This window comes from Pedobacter sp. GW460-11-11-14-TSB4 (assembly GCF_059423705.1).
Genome location: NZ_JBWKYI010000002.1, coordinates 164,640 through 187,599 on the forward strand (window position 1 = coordinate 164,640; position 22,960 = coordinate 187,599).

Below are 22,960 nucleotides of genomic sequence, written 5' to 3' on the forward strand. Positions count from 1 at the left end.
CCTAATACTAAAATGATAATTTTAAAAATCCACCATATGTTCTAGTTTGAGGCTGGCCATTATATTCTATCCCTTGCCCATTACCAACACCTAAAAGGTTATTCTCTGGATCTAAGTGAGGGAAATTAGGCGCATACATCAAAAGATTTCTTCCTGTTAACCCAACATTAATTCCTTTTATAAATTTAAGTTTGGTTAACAATTTGCCTGGGATACGATAAGACAATGTGGCTTCGCGCAACCTGATCCAGGAACCATCAAAAACAGCATATTCTTGAGCTGCTGCTGAATATAAATCGCCATAATACTGCTCTGCTGTGATTAAAGTATTGTTTGGTGTGCCATCTGCGTATACGGCATTGTGCACATATAAACGATCTCTGTTGCCGGTTTCGGCAGCAACACCGTACCTTCTTAAATCGGTAATTGTTCTGGAATAAATATCACCACCGTAACGGATATCTGCAAATAAGCTTAACGACAGGCCTTTATAAGAGAATGTTGTATTTACACCACCAGTCCATTTTGGATTTGGATCACCTATTGGCTGTAATTCTGTGGTATTGATCTGACCAGAGCTCAATCTACCGTTCGCATCAACAACATCTTTACCATTAAGTTTTTTAAATACCTGACCAAAAAGGGTACCATATTGATATCCTGTAACAATACGGCCTTGTGGATTTGTAAAACCACCGTTACCGATAAAAGGCACACCAGGGGCTAATTCTACAACTTCATTTCTTCCTTTTGTAAAGTTTACGGATAGATCCCAGTTAAAATTTGTAGATCTTACCGGTGTTCCACTAATCAATAATTCAATTCCATGGGCTTTTAAGGTTCCTGCATTTAACAGGGTGCTGGTAAAACCAGAAGAAGGTGCGCTTGGAACAGAAAATATAATATCGGTACTTTTCGTACTGTAGTAGGCAACATCAATACTTAATCTATCTTTTAAAAACTTAGCTTCTAAACCAATTTCTTTTGATGCGGTAAATTCTGGTTTGATATTAATGTTACCAGCTGCATCCGAATACGTTTGTCCATTTACACCATTAAACGGGAAAATTAAATTTGGCCCAAAACCGTCAGAAGGACCTGCGGTACCAAAATATGTACCAGTGCTATATATCGGAGCCTCTCTACCCACCTTAGCATAATTTGCCCTTAGTTTTAGGTAAGTTAAAATATCATTTTTCTTTAACTCAGGAAAAGCCTCTGTAGCAATGAAACTGGCATCAACTTTAGGATAAAAATAACTTCTTTTATCAGGAGCAAATGTTGAAGAAACATCTCTACGTCCGGTAAAAGATAAATAGGCAAATGATTTATAGTCTAAACTAATATCAGCATATACCCCCACTAAACTCTGTTCAGTTATAGTTTGTAACGGAACATATGTTAAGGTATTAGAAATGTTATAATTATGAGCTGCCTGTATGCCATTACCGGTTACCTGTAATTGATCTTGTCTTCTGTAATTTATCTCATTTCCGAGTAAGAACCTGGCACCAAAATCTTTTAAGAATCTTTTATTGGCCACCAAGTTAAAATACGAACTCACTTCACGTCTGTTTGTCGTATTATCAATAATAGAACCGGCCCTACTTGCTGATTGGTTATTGTTAGATGATTTCTCATTTATTGTTTTCGATACATTGGTATACTGATCTATACCAATTTTATAATTAGCACTCAACCAATCTGCTATTTTATAATCAAGGCCAGCATTACCAATTACACGGTCTATTTTTTGTTTAAACAGAATATATTTGATAGACCATAATGGATTATCTGTTCCTAAAATATTGTAATAGGTATAGGCTGGGTTATTAACACGACTTGTAGGGATGTTATTTAAACCAGCAGGGGTTTCGAAAGGATAATTCGCTAGATTATAAGTCCTAGGTAATGTAGCGCCATCAAACAAAGGGTTCGATCTTGCATTTCCAGTTGGCGTACCTACAGAATTATTATGAACATATTGCACAGATGCACTCACTGTAAGCTTTTTAGTCAATTCTGTACTGGCATTAACAGTAAAGTTGTTTTTAGCTAAAGTATTATTATCTATATATCCGCTCTCCTTAAAGTTTCCGTAGTTAAAGTAGTAGGCCGTTTTATCAGTACCACCAGAAAAAGTAACATTATTCTGCAGGTTAAAGCCTCCTTTAAATATATCCTTAACGTTATCAGGATAGGCGGTAAGGGTTTCTGGATTTCCGAGGTAATTGGTAACAGTTTGCCCGGTTATCTTTGCCCCCCACGACATTTGAGAGAAAGAATCATATAATCCATTGGTTCCCTGCGAGTATTCGTTCTGATAATCAGGCAAACGATTAACTTCTATATAATTGTAGTTACTGCTTAACTCCACTCTTCCGTTTTGTCCTTTGCTCCCTTTTTTAGTAGTCACAATAACAGCACCAGCAACCGCCCTTGAACCATACAGCACAGCAGCAGCTGGTCCTTTTAATATCGTTACAGATTCGATATCATCCTGGTTTAAATCAATACCTCTGTTTGAGTTTGTACTACCAGTATTAACATTTTGCACACCACCGCCATTATCTATAGGAATACCATCTAGTACCCATAATGGTTGGTTCGATCCCGTAAAAGTTGTGGCTTGCCTGATGTTAATATTTGATGATGCACCTGTTGCTCCTCCTGTTGATAAGATTTTCACGCCAGCTACTTTACCTGCGAGTGCATTAACCACATTGGTTGAACGACCGGCCGTTAGATCGCTGTTCTTAACCGTAGTAGTCGCATAACCTAATGATTTGGTTTCGCGTTTTTGCCCTAATGCGGTAACAATTACTTCAGATAAAGATTTGGAATCTGTTTCTAAAGATGCATTTACTACGCTACCTCTAATGGCCACTTCTTGCGTAGAGTAGCCTACAGAAGAAAAAACTAACGCTTTGGCATCTGCACTTACCTTAATCGAAAATTTACCTGCGGCATTTGTAGAGACGCCTGAGTTGGATGCGTCTTTAATTCTTACACTTACGCCAGGGAGGGGTAATCCATCTTCCTGAGCCGTAACTGTTCCAGTGATTGTTCGATCTTGCGCTATTGCTGAGGTGGCAATAAATAGCAATATGAACAAACTTTGTAGAAGTTTTTTCATAAAAAATAATTTAGTTTAGTTAATAATACTACAAGATATGATTTAGTATTTTGTAATGCAAATTTTACAAACTTTAAATTTTCAGTCGTTGATATTTATCAAAGTGTTTATAGCAAGCAGGTTAGCATTTATAAGACATCCATTAGTTTTAAAGAAATGAGTATTATCCGGATGCAAATTAAAATGTGCCTGCCATACGATTTGAATTAGACATTCTAATTTCTGGATTGCAAGCGAAATATGGTGAGGATAAGAAACAAACACATCTACTTTGATAATCTGAAAGATATTCTTAAATTATACACATATAACCCGTACTCAAAATGAACAAAGGATTTTTTTTAGCTTCATTGCTTAGCATATCTGTTTATACTGCACAAGCGCAATTTAAAATTTCGCAAGACATTGTAGGCACTCCTATCGGTACCAAGCCAGAACGGACATTTATTGGTACCGAATACCTTTATGACAGCTTTATAAAAGGTCATGTTCTTCAGGCCGATGAAAAATACTTTAACAATATGGATCTCAATTACGACGTAATGTCTGATAGGTTAGTTTTTTTAAGTGGGGGACAGGAGATGGCCTTTAAGAATCCGGTCAAAGAATTCCAGCTTATTAAGCCTAAAACATCACCACTTTATCTCGAAGTTTTTAGAAATGGGTTTCCACCCTATGGCAATTATACAGAGAAAAGCTATTATATGGTTTTAAATTCAGGAAAGGCTATTGCTTTAAAAAAACCTGTAAAGGCTATTGTTGAAGTTACGCCATACGGATCTGCCAGAAGTCAAAAAACCATTGTTAACAGTGAGTTATATTTCATCTACAACAATGGACAGATGCTTAAGGTGAAAAAAGATAAGAAAAGTTTACTAAATGCTTTAAATGATAAAAAGGAACCATTGACTAAATTTATCACCGACAAAAAGTTAAACTTTAAATCGGATGAGGATATTCAAATGCTGCTTGAATATTACAATTCTCTCTCAGCTTCTTAATCATTTTCAGGGATTCCTATAACAAAAAACAGCCTTTCAAAATAAATTTGAAAGGCTGTTTTTTATCTGAAATACTACGTTACTTTACCATTCAGCTGCAGGATTACTAATAATCTCCTGGGCAGGAATAGGAAATGTATACCTAACATCTGCTACAGGAATAGTAGCGTTAGCTCCAAATGATTTTAGGGGTAAGTTTTTTCTGGCGATATCATTATACCTGAAGCCTTCCATTAACAATTCTATTCTTCTTTCCTTTAGGATCACATCAGCAAGTTGAGCACCAGTTGCTAAAACGCCAAAATCATAAGTCGCATCTGAGCGCTTACGAACAGCATCAAGCAAAGCTCTTGAACGAACCAGGTTACCACCTGTGCGTAACGCTTCTGCTTCAGCAACGTTTAACAACACTTCTGCGTATCTGATCATGGTTACATAATCTACAAAAGGACTTACAGCACTATGTTTTGTTGGGTAAGTATATAACGTTCCACTAATAGTAGCTGTAGAGATTAAAGCTGATGTTTTTCTTGCATCAGAAGCAGGCCAAATTGGATCAGTATATATGCCAGAATAAGTACCTGTAGTGGTGTTTATAGCATAATCTAAGTTACCTCCACCATCCCAACTGAAGTAGTAACCAATTTGATTCTGAGTGCCAGGTGCGTTTGTAGCAGCAAACGGAAAAGAAAAAATCGATTCTGAAGTTGTATATGGTGCAGTAAATACTGCTCTTAATGAAGCGGCTAGAGCATGTGGCGCACGGGCAGAGGTAGAAAAAGGTGCGGTTGCCGGAACAATTTTATCGCCTTCCTCAACAACTTTCGCGTAGTTACCCATAGTTAAATAGACTCTTGTTTTTAATGCAATGGCGGTATTTTTATGAGCCCTTGTTGTTCGAAGCAAAGCGGTTGAATAGGTGTTAGGAAGACCGGTTTCTGCAGCATCAAGATCTTTAAGAATCTGAGTATAAATTTCGGCTACACTACTGCTTTTTAATATGTTATTTGCTGTGCTAATTTCAGGGAGCAAACGCAATGGTAATCCTCTAGAAGCACCTGCATTGGAAATATAAGGCTTAGCGAAAATTTGAACCAAACTGAAATAGGTCAAACCACGTAAAAACTTGGCTTCAGATGAAAATTGATCATATTGAGCCTGGGTTAGTTTACTTTTGTTGGCCTCAAGCCCATCAAGAAAGACATTTACCCTGTTAATTAGTAAATATCCCTGGTTCCAGAAGTTACCAACATAAGTATCGCCGTTGTTATTGGTCGAATTATAGACCGTTGAGCCTGTTACGCCATTAGAAGTACGATTTATAAATTCTTCAGCTCTAATGTCATTATAAATCTGATAACGTCCACCAAATAAAGATCCGCTCTTTGCGGTTGAATATAAACCGGTTACCAAGGCCTCTATACGTGCTGGGGTTTCATAAGCACTTACATCAGGCAATGATAACTCTGGGGCAATTTGCAACGTTTCTTTTTTACAAGATGTGATGCTCGCGAATAAAGGGATAGCCACAATAGCCGCTTTGACTAATTGTAACCTATATGATTTTAAGTATTTTTTCATGTAGTTAATATTTAATTGTTACAAACCTAAGCTAAGACCAAAAGTGAACTGTCTCCCTTGTGGAATACTATTCCGCTCAACACCTGCAGCTAAGTTCGAGTTACCATTCGTCGAGATTTCAGGGTCTACACCAGAGTATCCTGTAATAATGAAAGCATTATTTACAGATGCATATACTCTTAAGCTTGTGATTCCTGTTCTTCCAAAAAGAGTGGCAGGTACTTTATAGCCTAAAGTAGCAGCCTGTAAACGTAAGAAATCTCCTTTTTCAACATTTTCAGAAATTGGGAAAGACGATCCATTCGAAATGTTATCTCCATAAACCACTCTTGGAATGTTGGTTTGCTGGCCAGCTGTTGTCCAGGCATTTAACACATCTGTTGAGTTATTCCAAAAACGCTGATCACGTAAACCTGCCTGAGAACCATTGTAGATATAATTTCCACCAGAGTAGGTGAACATGAAATTCAGATCAAAGTTTTTGTAGGTGAATGTATTGTTAAAACCTCCGTACCAGGTTGGAAGTGTGTTGCCAATGTATTTTTGATCATTTGCATTAACTGGGTTAGCAGCAGTACCATCCAAGTAAGTCCAGGCATTTACACCACCTTGATGTAAGTACTGAACTTCCCTGCCGTCTTTATTAACAAAGATTCTTCTTCCATTTGCTGGGTTTACGCCTCTTGTTTCAACAGCATAAATTCCCCCAATCGATTTGCCTTCTACAGTTATACTTGCTGTTTCAAGACCTCCTGTAGATTCAGTTAACTTAGGAAGTGATGGATCAAGTGCTGTAACCATGTTTTTGATTGTGGTAAAGTTAAGGCTCGAAGTCCAAGTTAAATCGCCGCCTTTAATTGGCGAACCACTTAAAGCGAATTCAAATCCTCGGTTGTACATGGAACCAACGTTAGTATTGATTTTGCCATCTGTATTCGGAATACCTTTCGATGGTGCTTGAGTAACACCTAAAATCAGGTTATTAATATCTTTATAGAAATAATCCATTTCAAAGGTAATGCGGTTATTTAATAAGCCAACATTTAAACCTATATCTGTTTGTTTACTGGTTTCCCATTTAAGTTCTTTGTTTGCTGCATTGGAAAATGACCATGCTAATGCTCCCTCCCCATAAATACCAGAACTATAAGTGGTGTAGCCTTGATAAGGCCCAACGTTAGCATTACCAACTTTACCATAACTCGCACGTAAACGTAGAGAATTAATGGTTGACCCTAGCGATGAGTTTTTGAAGAAGTCTTCTTGGCCTATTTCCCATCCAATAGATCCACCTCCAAAAGTTCCCCACTGGTTATCAATATAAAATGCTGAATTACCATCTCTTCTGATATTACCGCTTAGGAAATATCGCCCTTTATAGTTGTAATTAATACTTCCAATATATGCCTGCCATGCCTGTTCAGAGATTGAGTTACCACCAGCTACATTTGTAAAGAAAGTTCCCTGGTATTGGGTGAAAAATGAAGGATCCGCCAATCCTTGCCTAACAGACCCCCAGTTTACCGTTCTGGTATTTTGAATATCAGAACTGATATTCAAATTTAAATTGTGTCCTTCGCCAATCGTTTTATTATATGATAAGGTACTGATCCAGTTCCAGTTGTTTCTTCTTGCCGAATTATTGTATGCATAACCAGGATAAGAAAAACCGTCGCCATTAATAGGGTTCCAAAACTGAATATTTTCAGTATTACTTCTATCCCAAGAGTAAGTACTTCTTGCCGTTAATCCTTCGACAATCTTAATTTCAGCTCCTAAATTAGTAAGAAACCTGTTCGATTCCGATGTATTTACATCTTTGTCAATAATTACCTGAGGGTTAACGTAAGTAATAGGTACCAAGTTGGCTCCGCTTCCAATATTATTACCAGATACGCTGTAACTACCATCATTATTAAATGGTTTAATATTCGGAGCCATTACTACAGCTATTCGGCCCAAGCCTGATGAGTTAAAGGCTGCTCCGGGTATAGAACCACTATTCGGTGAACTATTTAAGCTGTTATTATAGTTAATATTTGCATTTAATTTTAACCAACTTGTTGCCTGGTGGGTAAGATTTGCCCGGGCTGAATATCTTTTAAATGAGTTTGCCTTTAAGAAACCGTCTTGATCAGAAAGACCACCAGATAGATAGTAAGTAGTTTTGTCTGTTCCTCCAGAAACGGTTACAGCATGGTTTTGAGAATAGGCAGTACGATAAATTACATCATACCACTTTGTATCAACAATCGATCCATCAGGATTTAATGTTGGAAAGAAACTCTCGCCATTTGCATTTCTCTGAGACGCAGGAACTGTATTGGGGTTCAAAGCCAAAGCATTTTTCATCGCTGTGTTTTTCGACTGGATATATTGCTCTGCATTTAATAACTCAGGTAATCTAACAGCATTATTAACACCTGCCCATCCATCATAACTTACTTTTGCAGATCCTGATTTACCTTTCTTAGTGGTAATCACTAATACGCCAGCAGCAGCTCTTGATCCATATAATGCCGTTGAAGCAGCATCTTTAAGGATGTCTATAGTCTCAATATCAGCAGGATTGATATCGCCCAATGGATTATTTGCTGAAGAGTTGGCAGAAACATCGCCTGTTGGGAAAGGAATTCCGTCAACAATAACCAATGGGAATGAACTTAAGGAGATTGAACTCACACCCCTCACACGAATAACTGGAGGATTATTCAATAAACCATTTGGTTGCACAATACTAACACCAGCGGCCTGGCCAGTTAAACCCTGGGTAAAACTTTGAACAGGTTTATCTTTCAGATCATCGCCTTTAACCGTTGAAACCGAACCAGTGAAGTCTTTCTTTTTCACTATGCCATATCCTGTTACCACAACATCTGTTAATGTTTTAGAGTCGCTCTCTAAGGCAACATTAATTGTTGACCCTCCACCGATCGCTCTTGAATGAGTAATATAGCCGATGTAAGAAAATTCTAAAGCCGTTGCCTTCGAAGTTACACGAACTGTGTATTTACCATCTGCACCTGTTGTGGTTCCGCCTGTTGTACCTTTAATTTTAACACTTACACCTGGAAGTGGCATCCCATCTTCCTTACCTGTAACTGTTCCAGTGATTGTTCTTTCTTGCGCTATTGCCGAAGTAGCAATAAATAGCAATATGAACAAACTTTGTAGAAGTTTTTTCATGAAAATAATTTAGTTTAGTTAATAATAATACAATATAGATTAAGTATTTTGTAAAACAAATTTTACAACAGAAAAATATTATTTTTTTGTTGCATCCCAATTACATCGCACTAAATAACTGATATTAGAAACAAATATTGACCCGACCATAAAAATCCATAACATGCAACTAATGTAGTTCTCGAAAGCTGCATTTTTAGTTTGGTATTTATTTGGAACTGGTAATGGACATCAGAGTCCATTATTATTATTCTATGGTGATACTGCCCCGGTTGCAATAAACAGCAAAGAATAACATCTCTACATGAGTTTTTTCATAAAAGTTAGTCTAGTTTCGGTTAATGACACAATATACAGGTATTCAATCTATAATGCAAGTACTACGAGATTAAACTACTAGATTTCTGCTTTATTTTTATTAAAAAACCATATCAAAGAAAAAAAAAGAGCTTTTTAATTCATTCAATAGTGGTCTAATTCCTAAATTAAATTTTTATTTATCAAACATGATACAAATAGATTAAAAAGGCATTAGAATATGTGCAAAAATTTAGAATCTAAATGGTTTTAATAATAAAAAAGCCTGAATGCATAAATACATTCAGGCTTTTCATAAAAAAATTCGATTAATTAGTTTGCATATCCAGGATTTTGCTCTGCTGCTTTATTCGATTCTCTTTCAGCCTGAGGAATAGGCCACTGGAAACGATAATTCGTAGCAGGAACATCACCAATAGCATTTTCTGTTGCCATATAAGTGCCATCCTTAGGACGTGAAAACCCTAGTCCCCATCTCTTAAGGTCGAAAAATTCGTGTCCTTCAAATGCTAACTCCCTTCTTCTTTCGATCCTAATTTCATTTAGTAAGGTTGCATCATCATAGGCATCTACCAAGGCTGTATTATATCCGGTTATACGCGCCGATCTTAGTGCTTTTAGAAGTGTTTTTGCATTTGCTTTGCTCAGATAGTACTGAGCTTCCATTTTATTAAGAGCAACCTCCGCATATCTTAATAATTTAGGGGCATTAGCTTTATCAGAATAAGCCTTATAGCTAGGGTTACCTGGATATTTCTGTACCAATGTAAGAGGGGTAGCAAATTGTCTTACCGTATAGCTCTTCAAATATTGAGCTGTTCTAAGATCAGTAGCAGAAAATAGATCAACAACAGATTTAGACGGAATATAATCAGGGTTCGGCAATAAAGATCCTCCATTATCATTGATAAAGAACACTCCATAATTAACTGCACCAGATTCCTGAACCGCTTCGATACCAATTTTGAAGATAATTTCTTTGGTACTCACGTCATTTGTCCAAAGGCTTGTTAATCCTGCCGCTGTAGTTTCGTAACCAAAGCTACCAGCCATTACTTTATCTGCTGCATCAGAAGCCTTTTGGTAATCTTTGTAGTATAGATAAACCCTTGACTGAAGTGCTGCAATGAAGTATTTATTTACCTTAATCTGTGAAGTTAGATTTGTTTCTCCGATTAAACTTTCTGCCTGATTAAGGTCGCTGATGATCTGATCGTAATTTTGCTTAACCGTTTGACGCGGGATCTGAATTTCTGTTGTAGGCTCTAATACCATAGGTACGCCTAGTCGGTCATTCAAATCGATTTTAGAGTAAGTACGTAATAAGTCGAAAAGATAAAGCGCTCTCAAAGCGTAAGCCTGTGCTTTGAATGACTGTTTTGATGCCGCAACCGTAGTTGCATTTTCGCCAGCAATCGGAGTTACATTATCAACATTTTTCAAAAATGTGTTAACCCTGTGAATAGCATTGTATACGGTTGACCAGAAATCTCTTGTTTCGTATGTGGATGAATTGTAAGTATTTCTTTGCCAATCTGAATAGTTATTACTAAACCAGGACGTGGCGATAAGGTTATCGGTAGTAATATCGTTCATCACAACAAAGTTACGACCATAGTAACTACCAGATCTTAAAGGTGCATAAGTACCATTTAACACTGATTCAGCAGCAGTAATGTTAGTAAACACCAAATCAGATGTTAGAGCTTGAGGGGGCAACTGGTTCAGTTGTTTCTTGCAGCTAGATAAAGTTAATGCAACTGCTAGCGTACATATAATTGTCTTATTTAATTTCATTTGAATTTTCTCCTTTCTTAAAACGTTACATCAACACCAAAAGTGAATTTTTGAGAAACAGGATAAATACCCAGCTCAAGGTTGTTAAAATACTCTGGATCGTAACCGCTATATTTTGTTATGGTTACTAAGTTATTGGCTCTAGCATAAACTCTGGCTTTATTTAAGAACTTGGTTTTACTCAACAAAGATTTGTTAAAGTTGTAGTAAACAGTAAGATCTCGCAGCCTTAAATAAGAAGCATTTTCAATATAACGATCGTCGAAATTTGTACCTGTACCATACTTACCGTATTTGGCATCATTGTCACCAGGTTTTTTCCACATTCTATCATAAAGATCTGCAACCCTGTTGTAGTTACTCCAAGAAGCGTTGTTCCACTCCATCCATGCCCTGGTATTGTTGATCGTATATTTACCAACTACATAATTCCATTGCATAAATACACCAAAGCCTTTATAAGAAAAATCTACAGAGGCTGCACCATTATATGGCGCATAGAAGCCTTTTCCGTCCAATACTACAGCGTCGCCACCGTCGAAATTTGTTGTTTGATTACCGTTTTTATCTAAGTAGACTTCATTACCCGTTTGGCCATCGATATGTGAAAATCTGTTATATTTTAACTGACCATACATGTAGCCTACAGCAGTGTAAACACCTGTACCAGTTCCTAACAGCTCATCTCTGAATCCATAAAGTTCCGTAACCCGATTTTTATTATACGTAAAGTTTGTATTAAAGTTTAAAGTAATGTCTTTAGATTTAACGATCTGTGCACCTAAGCCCAATTCAATACCCCTATTGTACATTCTTCCCATATTTTGATAGATCGAAGAGTAGCCAGTAAGATACGAAACCGGAACATTGAGTACCATATCATATGTTACGTCATTATAAAAATCAGCAGTGAAGGTTAATCTGTTTTTAAAGAATGCCGCATCAAGACCAACATTAAATTTACGTTTGATTTCCCATGATAGATCTGGGTTTCCTGCCTGGGTAGGAGTTAAACCCGCAGCGCCATTATAGGTTGTTGAGCCGAAAAGATCGTATGAAGGATAATAACCGATACCATCATTACCAGTTGTTCCGATCGATCCGCGGATTTTTGCAAGTGATAACCAGCTAACATTTTCTAAAAATTCCTCTTTTTTGATGTTCCATCCTAAACCTGCTGACCAAAAAGTACCCCAGCGGTTATTTCTTCCGAATTTAGATGAACCATCCCGTCTGATACTCAAATCTACATAATACTTATCTTTATAACCATAATTTACATTTGCCAATGCAGAGAACATCCTATATTTATTTAAAGAACCGCTAGTTGCTGACGGGGTTTGAAAAGAACCGAATTCCAACAATAGTGGTGACGAGGTGTTCTTTGCAGTTGCACTAAACACAATATCGTTATGGAAATTGTATTCAGAACCAATTACGGCTGCGATTGAGTGATCTCCAAAAGTATGGTTGTAGTTTAAGGTATTCCTTTGGATGCCATCCATCCATGATGAATAATATCTGTTGGCATTACCATTATCAGCTGCAGCAATTAGAGGTGCATTATACCCACCGCCATAATAACTGGTATAATTTGCTCCATAGCTAGACCTGAATTTGATATCTTTCGTTACATCAGCTTCTATGTAGGTATTTCCAAGTAATTTTAAGTTTTGATAATCCGTATGCTGATAATCATTCGCGCGAACCCAAAGGTTATTATAAGCACCTGAATATCCACCATACTGTAGCCTTTGTTTAAAATTACCTTCAGCATCGCGAACATTTTCATATGGCAATAACAGATAAGCCATCATACCAGTGTTGGCAGTACTATTCCTGGTCTCATTTGGCTGACGCTCATTGGTATTACCAGCATATAATGAGATACCTAATTTCAACCAGCTTTTTGCTTTGTGATCAACAGTTACACGGGCACCATACCTTTCCCATTTAGAATCGAAATAGATACCATTCTGTTGCGCATACTCTCCAGAGAAAAACGCTTGGGTTTTTTCGTTACCTGTTCTGATACTCAAAGAATGCGATTGTGTTTGAGGTTTTTGGAAAACTTCGTCAACCTGGTTAAAATCCGATTTTAATAATTCAGGAATAGCAGGATCATTAGCAGCACGACGGCCAATTGCAACTTCATAATCCAATCTTTGCTGCGTGTTCATCATCTTAAATTTTTGGTTATTAATTTGCTCATAACCATAATAAGCTTGATAATTGATATCTGTACCTGATTTTATGCCTCTTTTGGTTGTTACCAAAATTACGCCGTTTGCACCACGCGAACCATAAATTGCCGTTGCAGATGCATCTTTCAATACATTGAAAGAATCCATATCCTCAGGATTAAGCTGTGCAAAATCACTCGGATCAACGGGCTGCCCATCAACAACATAAAGTGGAGCTAATGAAGAGTTGATCGATCCCTGACCACGAATAAAAATTTGCGGAGCCGCACCCGGCCTACCGCTTCCAGCTGCTACTACAACACCCGGAACCTGCCCCTGTAAGTTGTGGAGCATATTTCCTGAAGGCCTCGATGCTACTTTATCTCCATCGACTAAAGATACGGAACCAGTTTCAGCACCCTTTCTTTTAGTGATATAGTTATTGCTGATTACGACCTCATTAAGCAGAGTTGCATCTGGGCTCATCGATACGTTGATATCATTTGAGCCTGTAATCTGTCTGGTTACGGTATTATAACCGATAAAAGTAAATACCAATACATTTTGTCCTGAAGAGACTGTGATTTTAAAGGTTCCTTTACTATCTGTTGAAACACCAGCATTGGATCCTTTGATTTTAACACTTACACCGGGAAGAGGTTGGCGATCTTCAGACGATGTAACTGTTCCTGAAATTGTTCTGTTCTGTGCTATTGCGGTTGATGCGATTAACAAGAACATGAACAAACTTTGTAGAAGTTTTTTCATGAAATTTAAGTTAGTTAATGATATAGTTATTTGAAGCGCTAAATATAAAAGAGTTTGCTAAGAGTTTAACAAATTTTAACAAAACAAGCCTTTATAATGACTTTGTTTTGACAATAAACCTGTATGATTAAAAAGGCGTTTGGGGGAATTTTTCCACAAAATGTAGAATATTATGAGCACTTATAATCATATTTAAACCCTAAATAGGCTAAAATTGTCATTAGAAGGCAGTAAACGACAGTTTATAAAAAAAAAAACTGTGCCAAAAAGCCTAGACCAGAACAAATGTTTTATACTTAAATTAAGCTTTGCACATAGAATAGGTTTTTTTAACAGGAATCTACTTATACATTGTTAAAACAGCTAATGAGATCAACCCAGGCACTAGATAGATATAAACGGTTGGTAAGTTCTCGTGTGAACACATAAAAAAAGCGGTGTTCTGGGAGAGGACACTAAAAAGTCTCCATGAAGATTAGGTAAAAAAGGAATAAGAATAATTTCTGCTCCCTTTTTTTTGATTCCAAGTGCGTATTAGAACCGCTTTTAAGGTGCTTCCTCAACAACAAAAATTCAATTTAGCGAGTTTACAGGCTCAACGATCTGATTGTCCCCAAAGATAACCTTTTTCGCAGGATCAAGGAGTTAATAGATTTCAGTTTTAGATATAATAAGATTTTGGATAAATATTGCCCGGATAATGGCCGTTTGGCCAGGAGTTTTGTACGTATGTTTAAATACCTTCTTTTGAAAACTATATTCACCATTTCAGATATGGATGTTGAAGAACGTCCCCGGTATGATATGTCCTTTAAATACTTCTTAGAGATGCCCCTTAAGAAGATGTTATCAATCCGAGCTCTCTGACCAAATTCCGGAAAGGATAGTAATGGTGAGAACATCAAAATAGCAGCAAAGCTGAACCCTTCGATAACGCAAGCCTTTAGAAAGGATGAGGGTAAGTTGGTCATAATAAAGATGTCGGTATGTTTGTGCCCAGCAGGGCACCTGGCCTTAGAAAAGCACAGCATGGGGGAAAAAGAAGATGCGACTAACCAGGTTGACACCTACTATTTTGACGTTGAAAAGTGTAAGGTCTGCCCATTACAGGATAATTGTTATAGGCCTGGTGCAAGACTAAAAGCTATTCGGTATCTATAAAGTCAGATGTACACATAGAACAGATGGCCTTTCATGAAACCGAATATTATAAGAAGAAGCAAAACACAGGCATAAGACAGAGGCAAAAAATAGCGAATTAAAAGACGGTCCATGGATATGATAGGGCAATATCTGAGGAATTTATGGTATGCAGATGCATTGGCGCATTGGCTATTTCGCTGTAAATCTAAAAAGAATCATTAAATTGAGCATATAACTAAACAAAAAGTAGCTATAAGTCTATTATAGCATTGCTTTCCAAAATTAACTAATAATAGTTGTTAGCCAGCGCATAACAAGACTTCCAAATAAAAAAACGATCAAGTAAGAACATGTCTTACTTGATCGTTTTTAAAGTTATCTGTAAAAGGCCAACTTTTTCAGTGCCCTCCGAATTGGCAACCCTTTTTATGATAAATCTAACTTGATTAATTCTTATCCCACCAAACTGGGGTATCAATAGTTACTACACCTGGAAAGTTTTTATTTGATGTAGCCTCTGTATTGGGATATGCCATACGAAGCGGAAACTTACCTTGGGGCAAACCACGTGAAGGAGCAATTGAAACCACAAAGAAATCAGGATACCCTGTTCTGCGCCATTCGGTCCAGGCTTCAAAGCCCTGAAAACCACACATAGCATAGTATTTTTGAGTAATAATAGCTTTTAAGGCATTGGTTGCTAAAGCAGCAGCTCCATCAGGTGCGGTAGCTATATATGAAGTTGCATCGCCAGCACCTACAGCGGTAAAACTTGCTTGTATACCTTTAGCATAAAGTGTAGCAACTGTTCCCACTCCATTAGTCCAACCTCGCGATACAGCTTCAGCTTGCAAAAAGTAGCTTTCTGTTTCAGATATAAATTTAACTGGCGCAACAGCAGATGCTGAATTACTAGCTCTCGCACCTACTAATGCTGAAGGAGGAGAAACCGTTTTGCCCGTATTAACATTATAGCTGCCTTGTATAATAGAACGTTCAGTTTTAGCTGCGACATCAGTTGCAATCAAATCATAAAACTTTGCCACCCTAGGGTCTGAATTTGCATCAAAATGACTAACCGCGGTTGTACTTGCTACTACATTTTGAACTCTGCTTAAACCTACCATTTCATTATATAAAGGATTTTCATTTCCTCCAGTGCTTAAATATTTAATAGAAGCATCAACCGTAAGAAAAGTAGGATTTGTAGCATACAAAGCTTTTACCCCTGCTGCGGCTTTTGCTGCATCAACATATGCCAACCTAAGATAAGCTTTTAGTTTTAAGGTATTAGCAAAGGCTTTCCAATTAGCCATGTTTCCTTGAAACACCATATCCTGAGCGCCAGGTGATGCTGAGTTAGCCACGCTTACCAAAGCCAGGCCTTTATCAATATAATTAAAAACGCTATCGTAAACTACTGCCTGTGTGTCATATTTAGGTGCTGGAAAAAGCTCCGGCTTTAATGCTTCAGTATTAGGAACATCGCCAAATGCATCTGTAACTACCTGTAATGTGTAAGCTTTCATCAAATAAGCAATACCTTTTGTGTACTCTAAGCTTGAGCCCTGAGCTTTTGTAATTAGGTCTGCATTAATTAATGCATTACGGTATAATATCAACCATGGCCTATCAAATGCTGTAGCAGCAGGGTTATACTGGTCAACTGTTCTGTATTGAGATGAAGTTGGGTTTTGCGTCCAATATTGCCCCCAAATATTACCATAAATTTGGAAAAAATTCCCTACAATTTGGCCAGTTGCGGCCTGAGATACTGGTAAAAGCAAATTAGGTGCTGCGGAATCTGGGCTATTGGGGTTTTCATTTACATCTAAAAACTTTTTACATCCAGATAAGCCAATAGTGGCAATTATAATTGTAAGCAATAACTGCTTAGTTATATATCTATTTTTATTATTCATGTCTTTTACAATTAAAATGTAACTTTTAAATTAAATCCATAGTTACGAACAGATGGTTGAGCGGTATAGTCAAATCCTTGCTCGTTTGTTGCACCACCTGAATTGACTTCAGGATCTACATATCTATTTTCCTTAGCAGTCCAAATAAATAAATTATTTCCAAATACGCCTAACGACAATGCGCTAAACGGAAGAGATTTAAGCTGAGCCTTGTTAAATGAATACGATATGCCAGCACTACGTAACTTTACAAACGACCCATCGATAACATTCACCCCAGGGTTTAAATCAGGAAAGTAATCTTGTTTATTGTAGAAAACATTTGTGTTAACCACACTATTGCCATTCGCATCTAAATAAACTGAATTTGGAAATGGCAAACCGAATCTTTGTCCGCCGGTTTCAGCAGAAACACCTACAAAGGCAAGAATATCTTTGGTTCTTGAAAAAAGTTTGTTTCCTTGTTTCGTATCGAACAATACGTTTAAATTCCAGTGCTGTTTAAAGGTAATGTTTGCTCCCCATGATGCTTGAAACTTAGGGTTATAACTTCCTAAATATTGAGCAGTAGGTGTTGCCAATGGCAAACCTGAAACAGCATCAACAATAGTACGACCCTGAGCATCAGTTTGGTTTGTTACTGCATAAAATTCACCATATGGCCTTCCTTCAGCAGCTACAATAGCCATACCACTTACACCACCAAGAACTACTTGACTAACATCTCCAAGGTCTACAACCTTATTGCGGTTTTTATAGTAAGTACCAAACAGTTCTATATTCCAATCAGTTGATTTTACAGCCGTTCCTTTTAGGGTAAGCTCTAAACCATTGTTTTGAACTTCACCAACATTAATTACGCTAAATCCATAACCTGTAGAGTTTGGAATCGGTATAGCTAAAATTTGATTTTTGGATTTGTTTTTATAGTAAGTAAAGTCAACACCAAACCTGTTATTAAAAAATGATAATTCTGTACCAACCTCATAAGCAGTAGTAATTTCAGGTTTAAGATTAGGATTACCAAGGGTTGTACCAGCTTGAAGAGCAGCAACGTTTCCGAAAGGGAATATTGTGCTACCAAAACCACTTGCTATGGTGCCCTTTGCAAAAGTTGTTAAAAGCTGATAAGGATCTGTATCGTTACCAACCTTTGCTATACTTGCACGTAATTTACCATAACTTAAAATATTATTTGGTTTAATCAATTCGCTAAAAACAAACGACCCGCTTACACTTGGATAAAAGAATGAATTGTTTTGCGTTGGTAAAGTAGACGACCAATCGTTACGAGCTGTAGCCTCCAAAAATAAATAATTTTTGTATGCTAAATTTAAGTCGGCATAAACACCAACAAGTCTTCTTTGCGAAATATTATCTGTAATAACATTCAATGGGCCGTTACTATTTTGAAGATTGTACCAATCTGGAACTACCAAACCAGCACTCGCGTTAGTTGCTGTTCTGTTTGTTGAGGTTGTTCTTTGACGTATGTTATGACCCACCATTAATGATCCTTTAAAATCATCGCTAAACGTGTGCGATGCTGTAGCCATCAAATCGTTTACAATTTCAGTTACGTTGTATTGGTCAATTTGATATCCGCCATTACTAACGTGAGTACCTTGGTTAGTAACCTGATCAATAGGTGAGAATGAGAATTTTGGTGTTAATTGTCTTCTACGCTCAGAATAGGTATCAGTACCAATACGATCCTGGAAGGTTAACCAAGAAAGTGGTTTGTAATCAAGATTAACATTTCCTGTTATTCTGTTAATGGCATCATCATTGGTGAAGTTTTCAAGTATATAATATGGATTTAAAGTATAAGATCCATAATAACCATATTGATCTGCATGAAGAACACCATTTGCATCAGTATAACCAAAACCGTTGTATTTATTGTTTAAGTCACCTAATTTATCCAAAGGAATATCACGGGGTGTTTGTAATACGTTATCAAAAACAGAGTTATCATTCTGTCCACCCGCAACCTGTCTGGCATTTATTTTATTGTAATTGAAAGATATTCCGGCACTAAATTTATCACTAAAATCAGTTTTACCGTTAAATCTTACGCCATATTTATTGTAAACATCTTGAGCTCCAGGAAATATGCCATCTGAATTTAATGTATTTAAAGCAAGATAAAATGTCGATCTATCAGTACCACCAGAGAAACTTACATTATTGTCTGTTACAAAGCCTGTTTTAAAGAAGTTTCTAACATTATCTGTTTGGGCAGAATAAGGTTTCGATTGTCTAACACCATCAATGCTTTGTCCCCATTCTTGACTTATGCCAGTAAAGGGCGCTCCCCAGCTCCAGTTTTCTTGACTATCGTTAAAATACTCTTTCACACCACTGCCATCATAATCGGTCGCATACCCTTGTCCATATTCATTTTGGAAATCAGGTAATTTAAGTATCGATGAAAAAGTATTTGAAGTATTAAATGTAATTTGAGTTTTTCCTTTTTTACCAGATTTCGTGGTAATTTGAACTGCACCATTTGATGCTCGTGAGCCATAAAGCGCTGCCGCTGCCGGACCCAAAAGTGGTGTAATGCTTTCAATATCATCTGGATCAATATCATTGGCCCTGTTACCAAAGTCAACACTTGAACGACTATCGGCACCACCAATTACACTTGAGTTATCAACAGGAACACCATCAATTACAATTAACGCCTGGTTATTCCCTGCGATAGAAGTACCTCCGCGGAAAACAATCCTGGTTGAACTACCTGGAGTGTTTGAGGATGATGAAATATTCATACCTGGTACGCGACCAACCATTGCGGTAAGCGGACTTGTGCTACCACTCTGTGATAAAGCTTCAGAAGTAATAGTAGGTGCAGAGTATCCAAGAGTTCTTTTTTCTCTTTTAATTGCATTTGCAGTTACTACTACATCGGTTAAGACTTTCGAGTCTGAAACAAGAACTACATTAATTGAATTTGCACCGCCAATTGTCTTACTTTGTAATACATATCCAATATAAGAGAATTCTAAAGCGGAACTGCCCGAAGGAACATTAATAGAATACTTTCCATTTGCATCTGTAACGGCACCCACCTGTGTGCCTTTAACTCTTACACTTACTCCAGGGATTGGTAATTTATCCTCCGCTGAAGTAACTGTACCTGTAATCGTCCTTTCTTGTGCTATTGCAGAAATTGCAACAAACATAAGAATGAACAAACTTTGTAATAGTTTTTTCATAATTTAAAATAGGTTAGTTAATGTGTTTACAAATCTAGGCTTTGATACTGCTCAAGCCAAGATATTTTTAACATTTTTTAACACAACCACTTACCGAAAGCATATCTCATTAGTAATCAAAAAGATACAATTGTATTATTTTAGTGGTTATTTTTGGTAAAATTGATTAAAAATGATTAATATCCACAAAAAATTATATTCCCGAATAAGGTTTTTCCACCCTCCCAGAAGTTTCTGAACAGGGGATCGTTGGCCAAATAAACTACCTGGCCCCGGCCGAAATCTTGTACACCAATTAAAAGCCCCATTTTTAGTTCTTCCCTGGCTTTTTTGCCTACTACACCCGCCATCAAACTTTTTTCGTTAATCAAACCCACATTCCAACCTTTAACAAATGGCTCATAAATCTTACGGTCTGTTTTTAAACTATAATAGGTTTTACCCAAACCATAAGAAAAGGGGTGACTAGCGTCAAGATTGATCCGATAAATTGCACCTGGTATCGTTGTTTCGAAATCATCTCTGTTCTTATCTTTGAAAAGAAGTTTGTTTGCCTCTGGCTTTTCATCTTTTTTTACAACAGCTTCTTTCTTTTTAATATCAAATCCTTTTTTCTCGAATACACTTTCAATAGCATCTTCCATTAAAATCAATCTTCCTCCTTTATTTAACCATGCAGTTAAACCATCACCTATAAAAGGGCTATAACTTCCATCTGGTAAAATCAAGGTATTTACTTTATTAATATCCAGGTTATTTAAATCTTTAGCATTAATAATACTGGGTGAAAGATTCAGATCGTGTTCAAGAAAAAACCAGGCTTCGCCGAACGCAAGAGAAGAAACCTCCATACCCGATACAATGGCAATTTTAGGCTGTTTTAACAATGGATAAACGTTAGAGCCAAAATCCTTACCTTTTTCTACAAAGCCACTGCTTATGGCCTGGATTGGCCTGTTCAAGGTTTTTGCAATTGATGCTACCTTATCTTTCATCCCTTTTATCAGCCTTTCGTTTTCTGCCCTCAACACAATTAGGGTTCCGGCAGGATAGTCTTTACCGTTTACAGCAAATGGCTGATCGGCCTGTCTGACTTTTATATTTTCCTTTTGCAGCGCAGTTAATACCTGAACATCTTCGCTTGTTCCCCAGCTAAACAACCAGGCGAGGGGTTTCTCCACCTCATTATTGATTATTTTAGGTTCTTCAATCGCTGAGAATTTTCCTTTGATACTTTCTTTACTGGCATAACCTTTTAATCCATACACGTAAGGAAGGGCCCATGCTGTAATATCGTAAGTATTAGAATCGGTTACCAGGGTTTGAGGCTCTAATAAAACATTAGCCAAAACTGCCCTTGGTTGCTGAATATTCACAATTAAATCGTTGCGGGTTATGCTAAAATTTTCTTCTTTTTGGGTATCGTAGTCATAAGCTCTACCAGTTTTATCCCCGCCAAAAGCAAATTCGATTTTATTTTTGGTGAGCAGTTCAGCCAGTTTTTTCAAGCGCGATAAATTAGTTGCTTTTATGATATAACTTTTATAAATGCCTGGACTATTAGCCAGCTCTTGTTGGAAATATTTTTTATACTCTTCTAATAATTTATTATGGTTTAGAGCGGTTACTTCAAGGGTAGACATTCCTGTGGTAAAGTGATGCGCGATACGATCTTTTAAAGTTAAGGTATCGCCATCGTTGGTTACCACCGATAATCCTGCCCTGATTCCGCCCTGTTCGTAGGTCATACCGATTGATCCATTATATAAAGGATAGGTATCGCCATAAGATGGATAAAGCAGGTCGAAGCGCTCTTTGGTAAAATATTGCCAGCCCTCTGCATCAAAATATTTAGCGTTGTTTTTACCCACTACCACCTGGAAACTTTTTTGCCAGGAAGTAATGTCCTGATGAACCGGTTCTGCTGCTGGTGCAAAATAATATGGTTCATTATAGCTTTGCTCATGAAAATCGACGTGTACCTGAGGCATCCATTGGTTGTACAATGCCAACCTTTGCTGACTTTCAATTTGTGTTTGCCAGGCCCAATCGCGGTTTAAATCGAAATAATAATGATTTGGTCTGCCGCCTGGCCATGGCTCTATGTGTTCTCTCGATAATGGATCAGAATTGGGTGTTTTGCCCACCACGCTATTAAAATAATTTACGTAACGGTCTCTTCCGTCGGGGTTTAAACAAGGGTCAATCACTACTACAGTATTTTTTAACCAATCTGTTGCAGGTTTATTACTGCCCGAAACTAGCGTATAAAGCATCTTCATGGAAGTTTCGGTCGAATTTGCTTCATTACCATGTACATTATAACTTAACCATAGTATAGCAGGTTGATTTGTTAAATCGACACTGTTATTGGTGCCCGTTGCCAAAACTAAATTGTTATTTCTAATTTGTTCCAGTTTCGCTATGTTTTCTGCTGAAGAAACAATGGCCACCATTAACGGTCTGCCTTCATTGGTTTTACCATATTCGATCAGCTTCATATTTTTTGGGGAAGCAACAGCAGTTTGCCTGAAATAATCGGCTACTTTATGATGTGGCGTAAAATGCGAGCCCAACTCGTAGCCTAAAAAATCATCAGGAGATTTTAGCTGCGCTTGCACAAACAGAATTGAACTTAAGGAGATCAGGCAGAACGTTAAGAGTCTTTTCATAGGAAAATAATTTTACCTAATGTACTAAT

Annotated in this window: 9 protein-coding genes and 1 pseudogene; 2 read left to right on the forward strand and 8 right to left on the reverse strand. The window is 37.2% G+C overall.

Translation table 11 applies throughout. The features are described 5' to 3' along the window. Positions 1 to 7 precede the first annotated feature (7 nt). A complete protein-coding gene (locus AC07YT_RS03695; protein ID WP_086548315.1) occupies positions 8 to 3,136 on the reverse strand; it encodes a SusC/RagA family TonB-linked outer membrane protein in 3,129 nt (1,042 codons plus the stop codon). Positions 3,137 to 3,459: 323 nt separating this feature from the next. Here AC07YT_RS03695 and AC07YT_RS03700 point away from each other — a divergent pair, with 323 nt between their 5' ends. Then, the gene (locus AC07YT_RS03700) at positions 3,460 to 4,137 is read left to right on the forward strand and encodes a hypothetical protein (RefSeq protein ID WP_086548316.1); all 678 of its coding nucleotides are present in this window, start codon (positions 3,460 to 3,462) and stop codon (positions 4,135 to 4,137) included. Positions 4,138 to 4,221: 84 nt separating this feature from the next. Here the strand turns inward: AC07YT_RS03700 and AC07YT_RS03705 are convergent, their stop codons facing one another. The 4 genes from AC07YT_RS03705 to AC07YT_RS03720 form a co-directional block, all read right to left on the reverse strand. Continuing rightward, positions 4,222 to 5,718, reverse strand: a complete 1,497-nt coding sequence (locus tag AC07YT_RS03705; RefSeq protein ID WP_086548317.1) for a RagB/SusD family nutrient uptake outer membrane protein — start codon at positions 5,716 to 5,718, stop codon at positions 4,222 to 4,224. Positions 5,719 to 5,736: 18 nt separating this feature from the next. Then, on the reverse strand, positions 5,737 to 8,904 hold the full coding sequence (locus tag AC07YT_RS03710; protein ID WP_086548318.1) for a SusC/RagA family TonB-linked outer membrane protein: 3,168 nt from the start codon (positions 8,902 to 8,904) through the stop codon (positions 5,737 to 5,739). A 630-nt stretch (positions 8,905 to 9,534) separates the two neighbouring features. After that, positions 9,535 to 11,019: a RagB/SusD family nutrient uptake outer membrane protein gene (locus AC07YT_RS03715; protein ID WP_086548319.1), complete on the reverse strand. Its 1,485-nt coding sequence runs from the start codon at positions 11,017 to 11,019 to the stop codon at positions 9,535 to 9,537. A gap of 17 nt (positions 11,020 to 11,036) precedes the next feature. Then, a complete protein-coding gene (locus tag AC07YT_RS03720; protein WP_086548320.1) occupies positions 11,037 to 13,970 on the reverse strand; it encodes a SusC/RagA family TonB-linked outer membrane protein in 2,934 nt (977 codons plus the stop codon). A 551-nt stretch (positions 13,971 to 14,521) separates the two neighbouring features. Here AC07YT_RS03720 and AC07YT_RS03725 point away from each other — a divergent pair. Then, positions 14,522 to 15,348: pseudogene (locus AC07YT_RS03725) on the forward strand (transposase). Between the two features lie 211 nt (positions 15,349 to 15,559). Here AC07YT_RS03725 and AC07YT_RS03730 read toward each other — a convergent pair. The 3 genes from AC07YT_RS03730 to AC07YT_RS03740 all read right to left on the reverse strand — a co-directional run bounded on the left by AC07YT_RS03730 (position 15,560) and on the right by AC07YT_RS03740 (position 22,931). Then, on the reverse strand, positions 15,560 to 17,035 hold the full coding sequence (locus tag AC07YT_RS03730) for a SusD/RagB family nutrient-binding outer membrane lipoprotein (protein WP_086548321.1): 1,476 nt from the start codon (positions 17,033 to 17,035) through the stop codon (positions 15,560 to 15,562). Between the two features lie 11 nt (positions 17,036 to 17,046). Further along, the gene (locus AC07YT_RS03735) at positions 17,047 to 20,259 is read right to left on the reverse strand and encodes a SusC/RagA family TonB-linked outer membrane protein (protein ID WP_086548322.1); all 3,213 of its coding nucleotides are present in this window, start codon (positions 20,257 to 20,259) and stop codon (positions 17,047 to 17,049) included. A 176-nt stretch (positions 20,260 to 20,435) separates the two neighbouring features. Continuing rightward, the gene (locus AC07YT_RS03740) at positions 20,436 to 22,931 is read right to left on the reverse strand and encodes a M14 family metallopeptidase (RefSeq protein ID WP_086548323.1); all 2,496 of its coding nucleotides are present in this window, start codon (positions 22,929 to 22,931) and stop codon (positions 20,436 to 20,438) included. Positions 22,932 to 22,960: the final 29 nt, after the last annotated feature.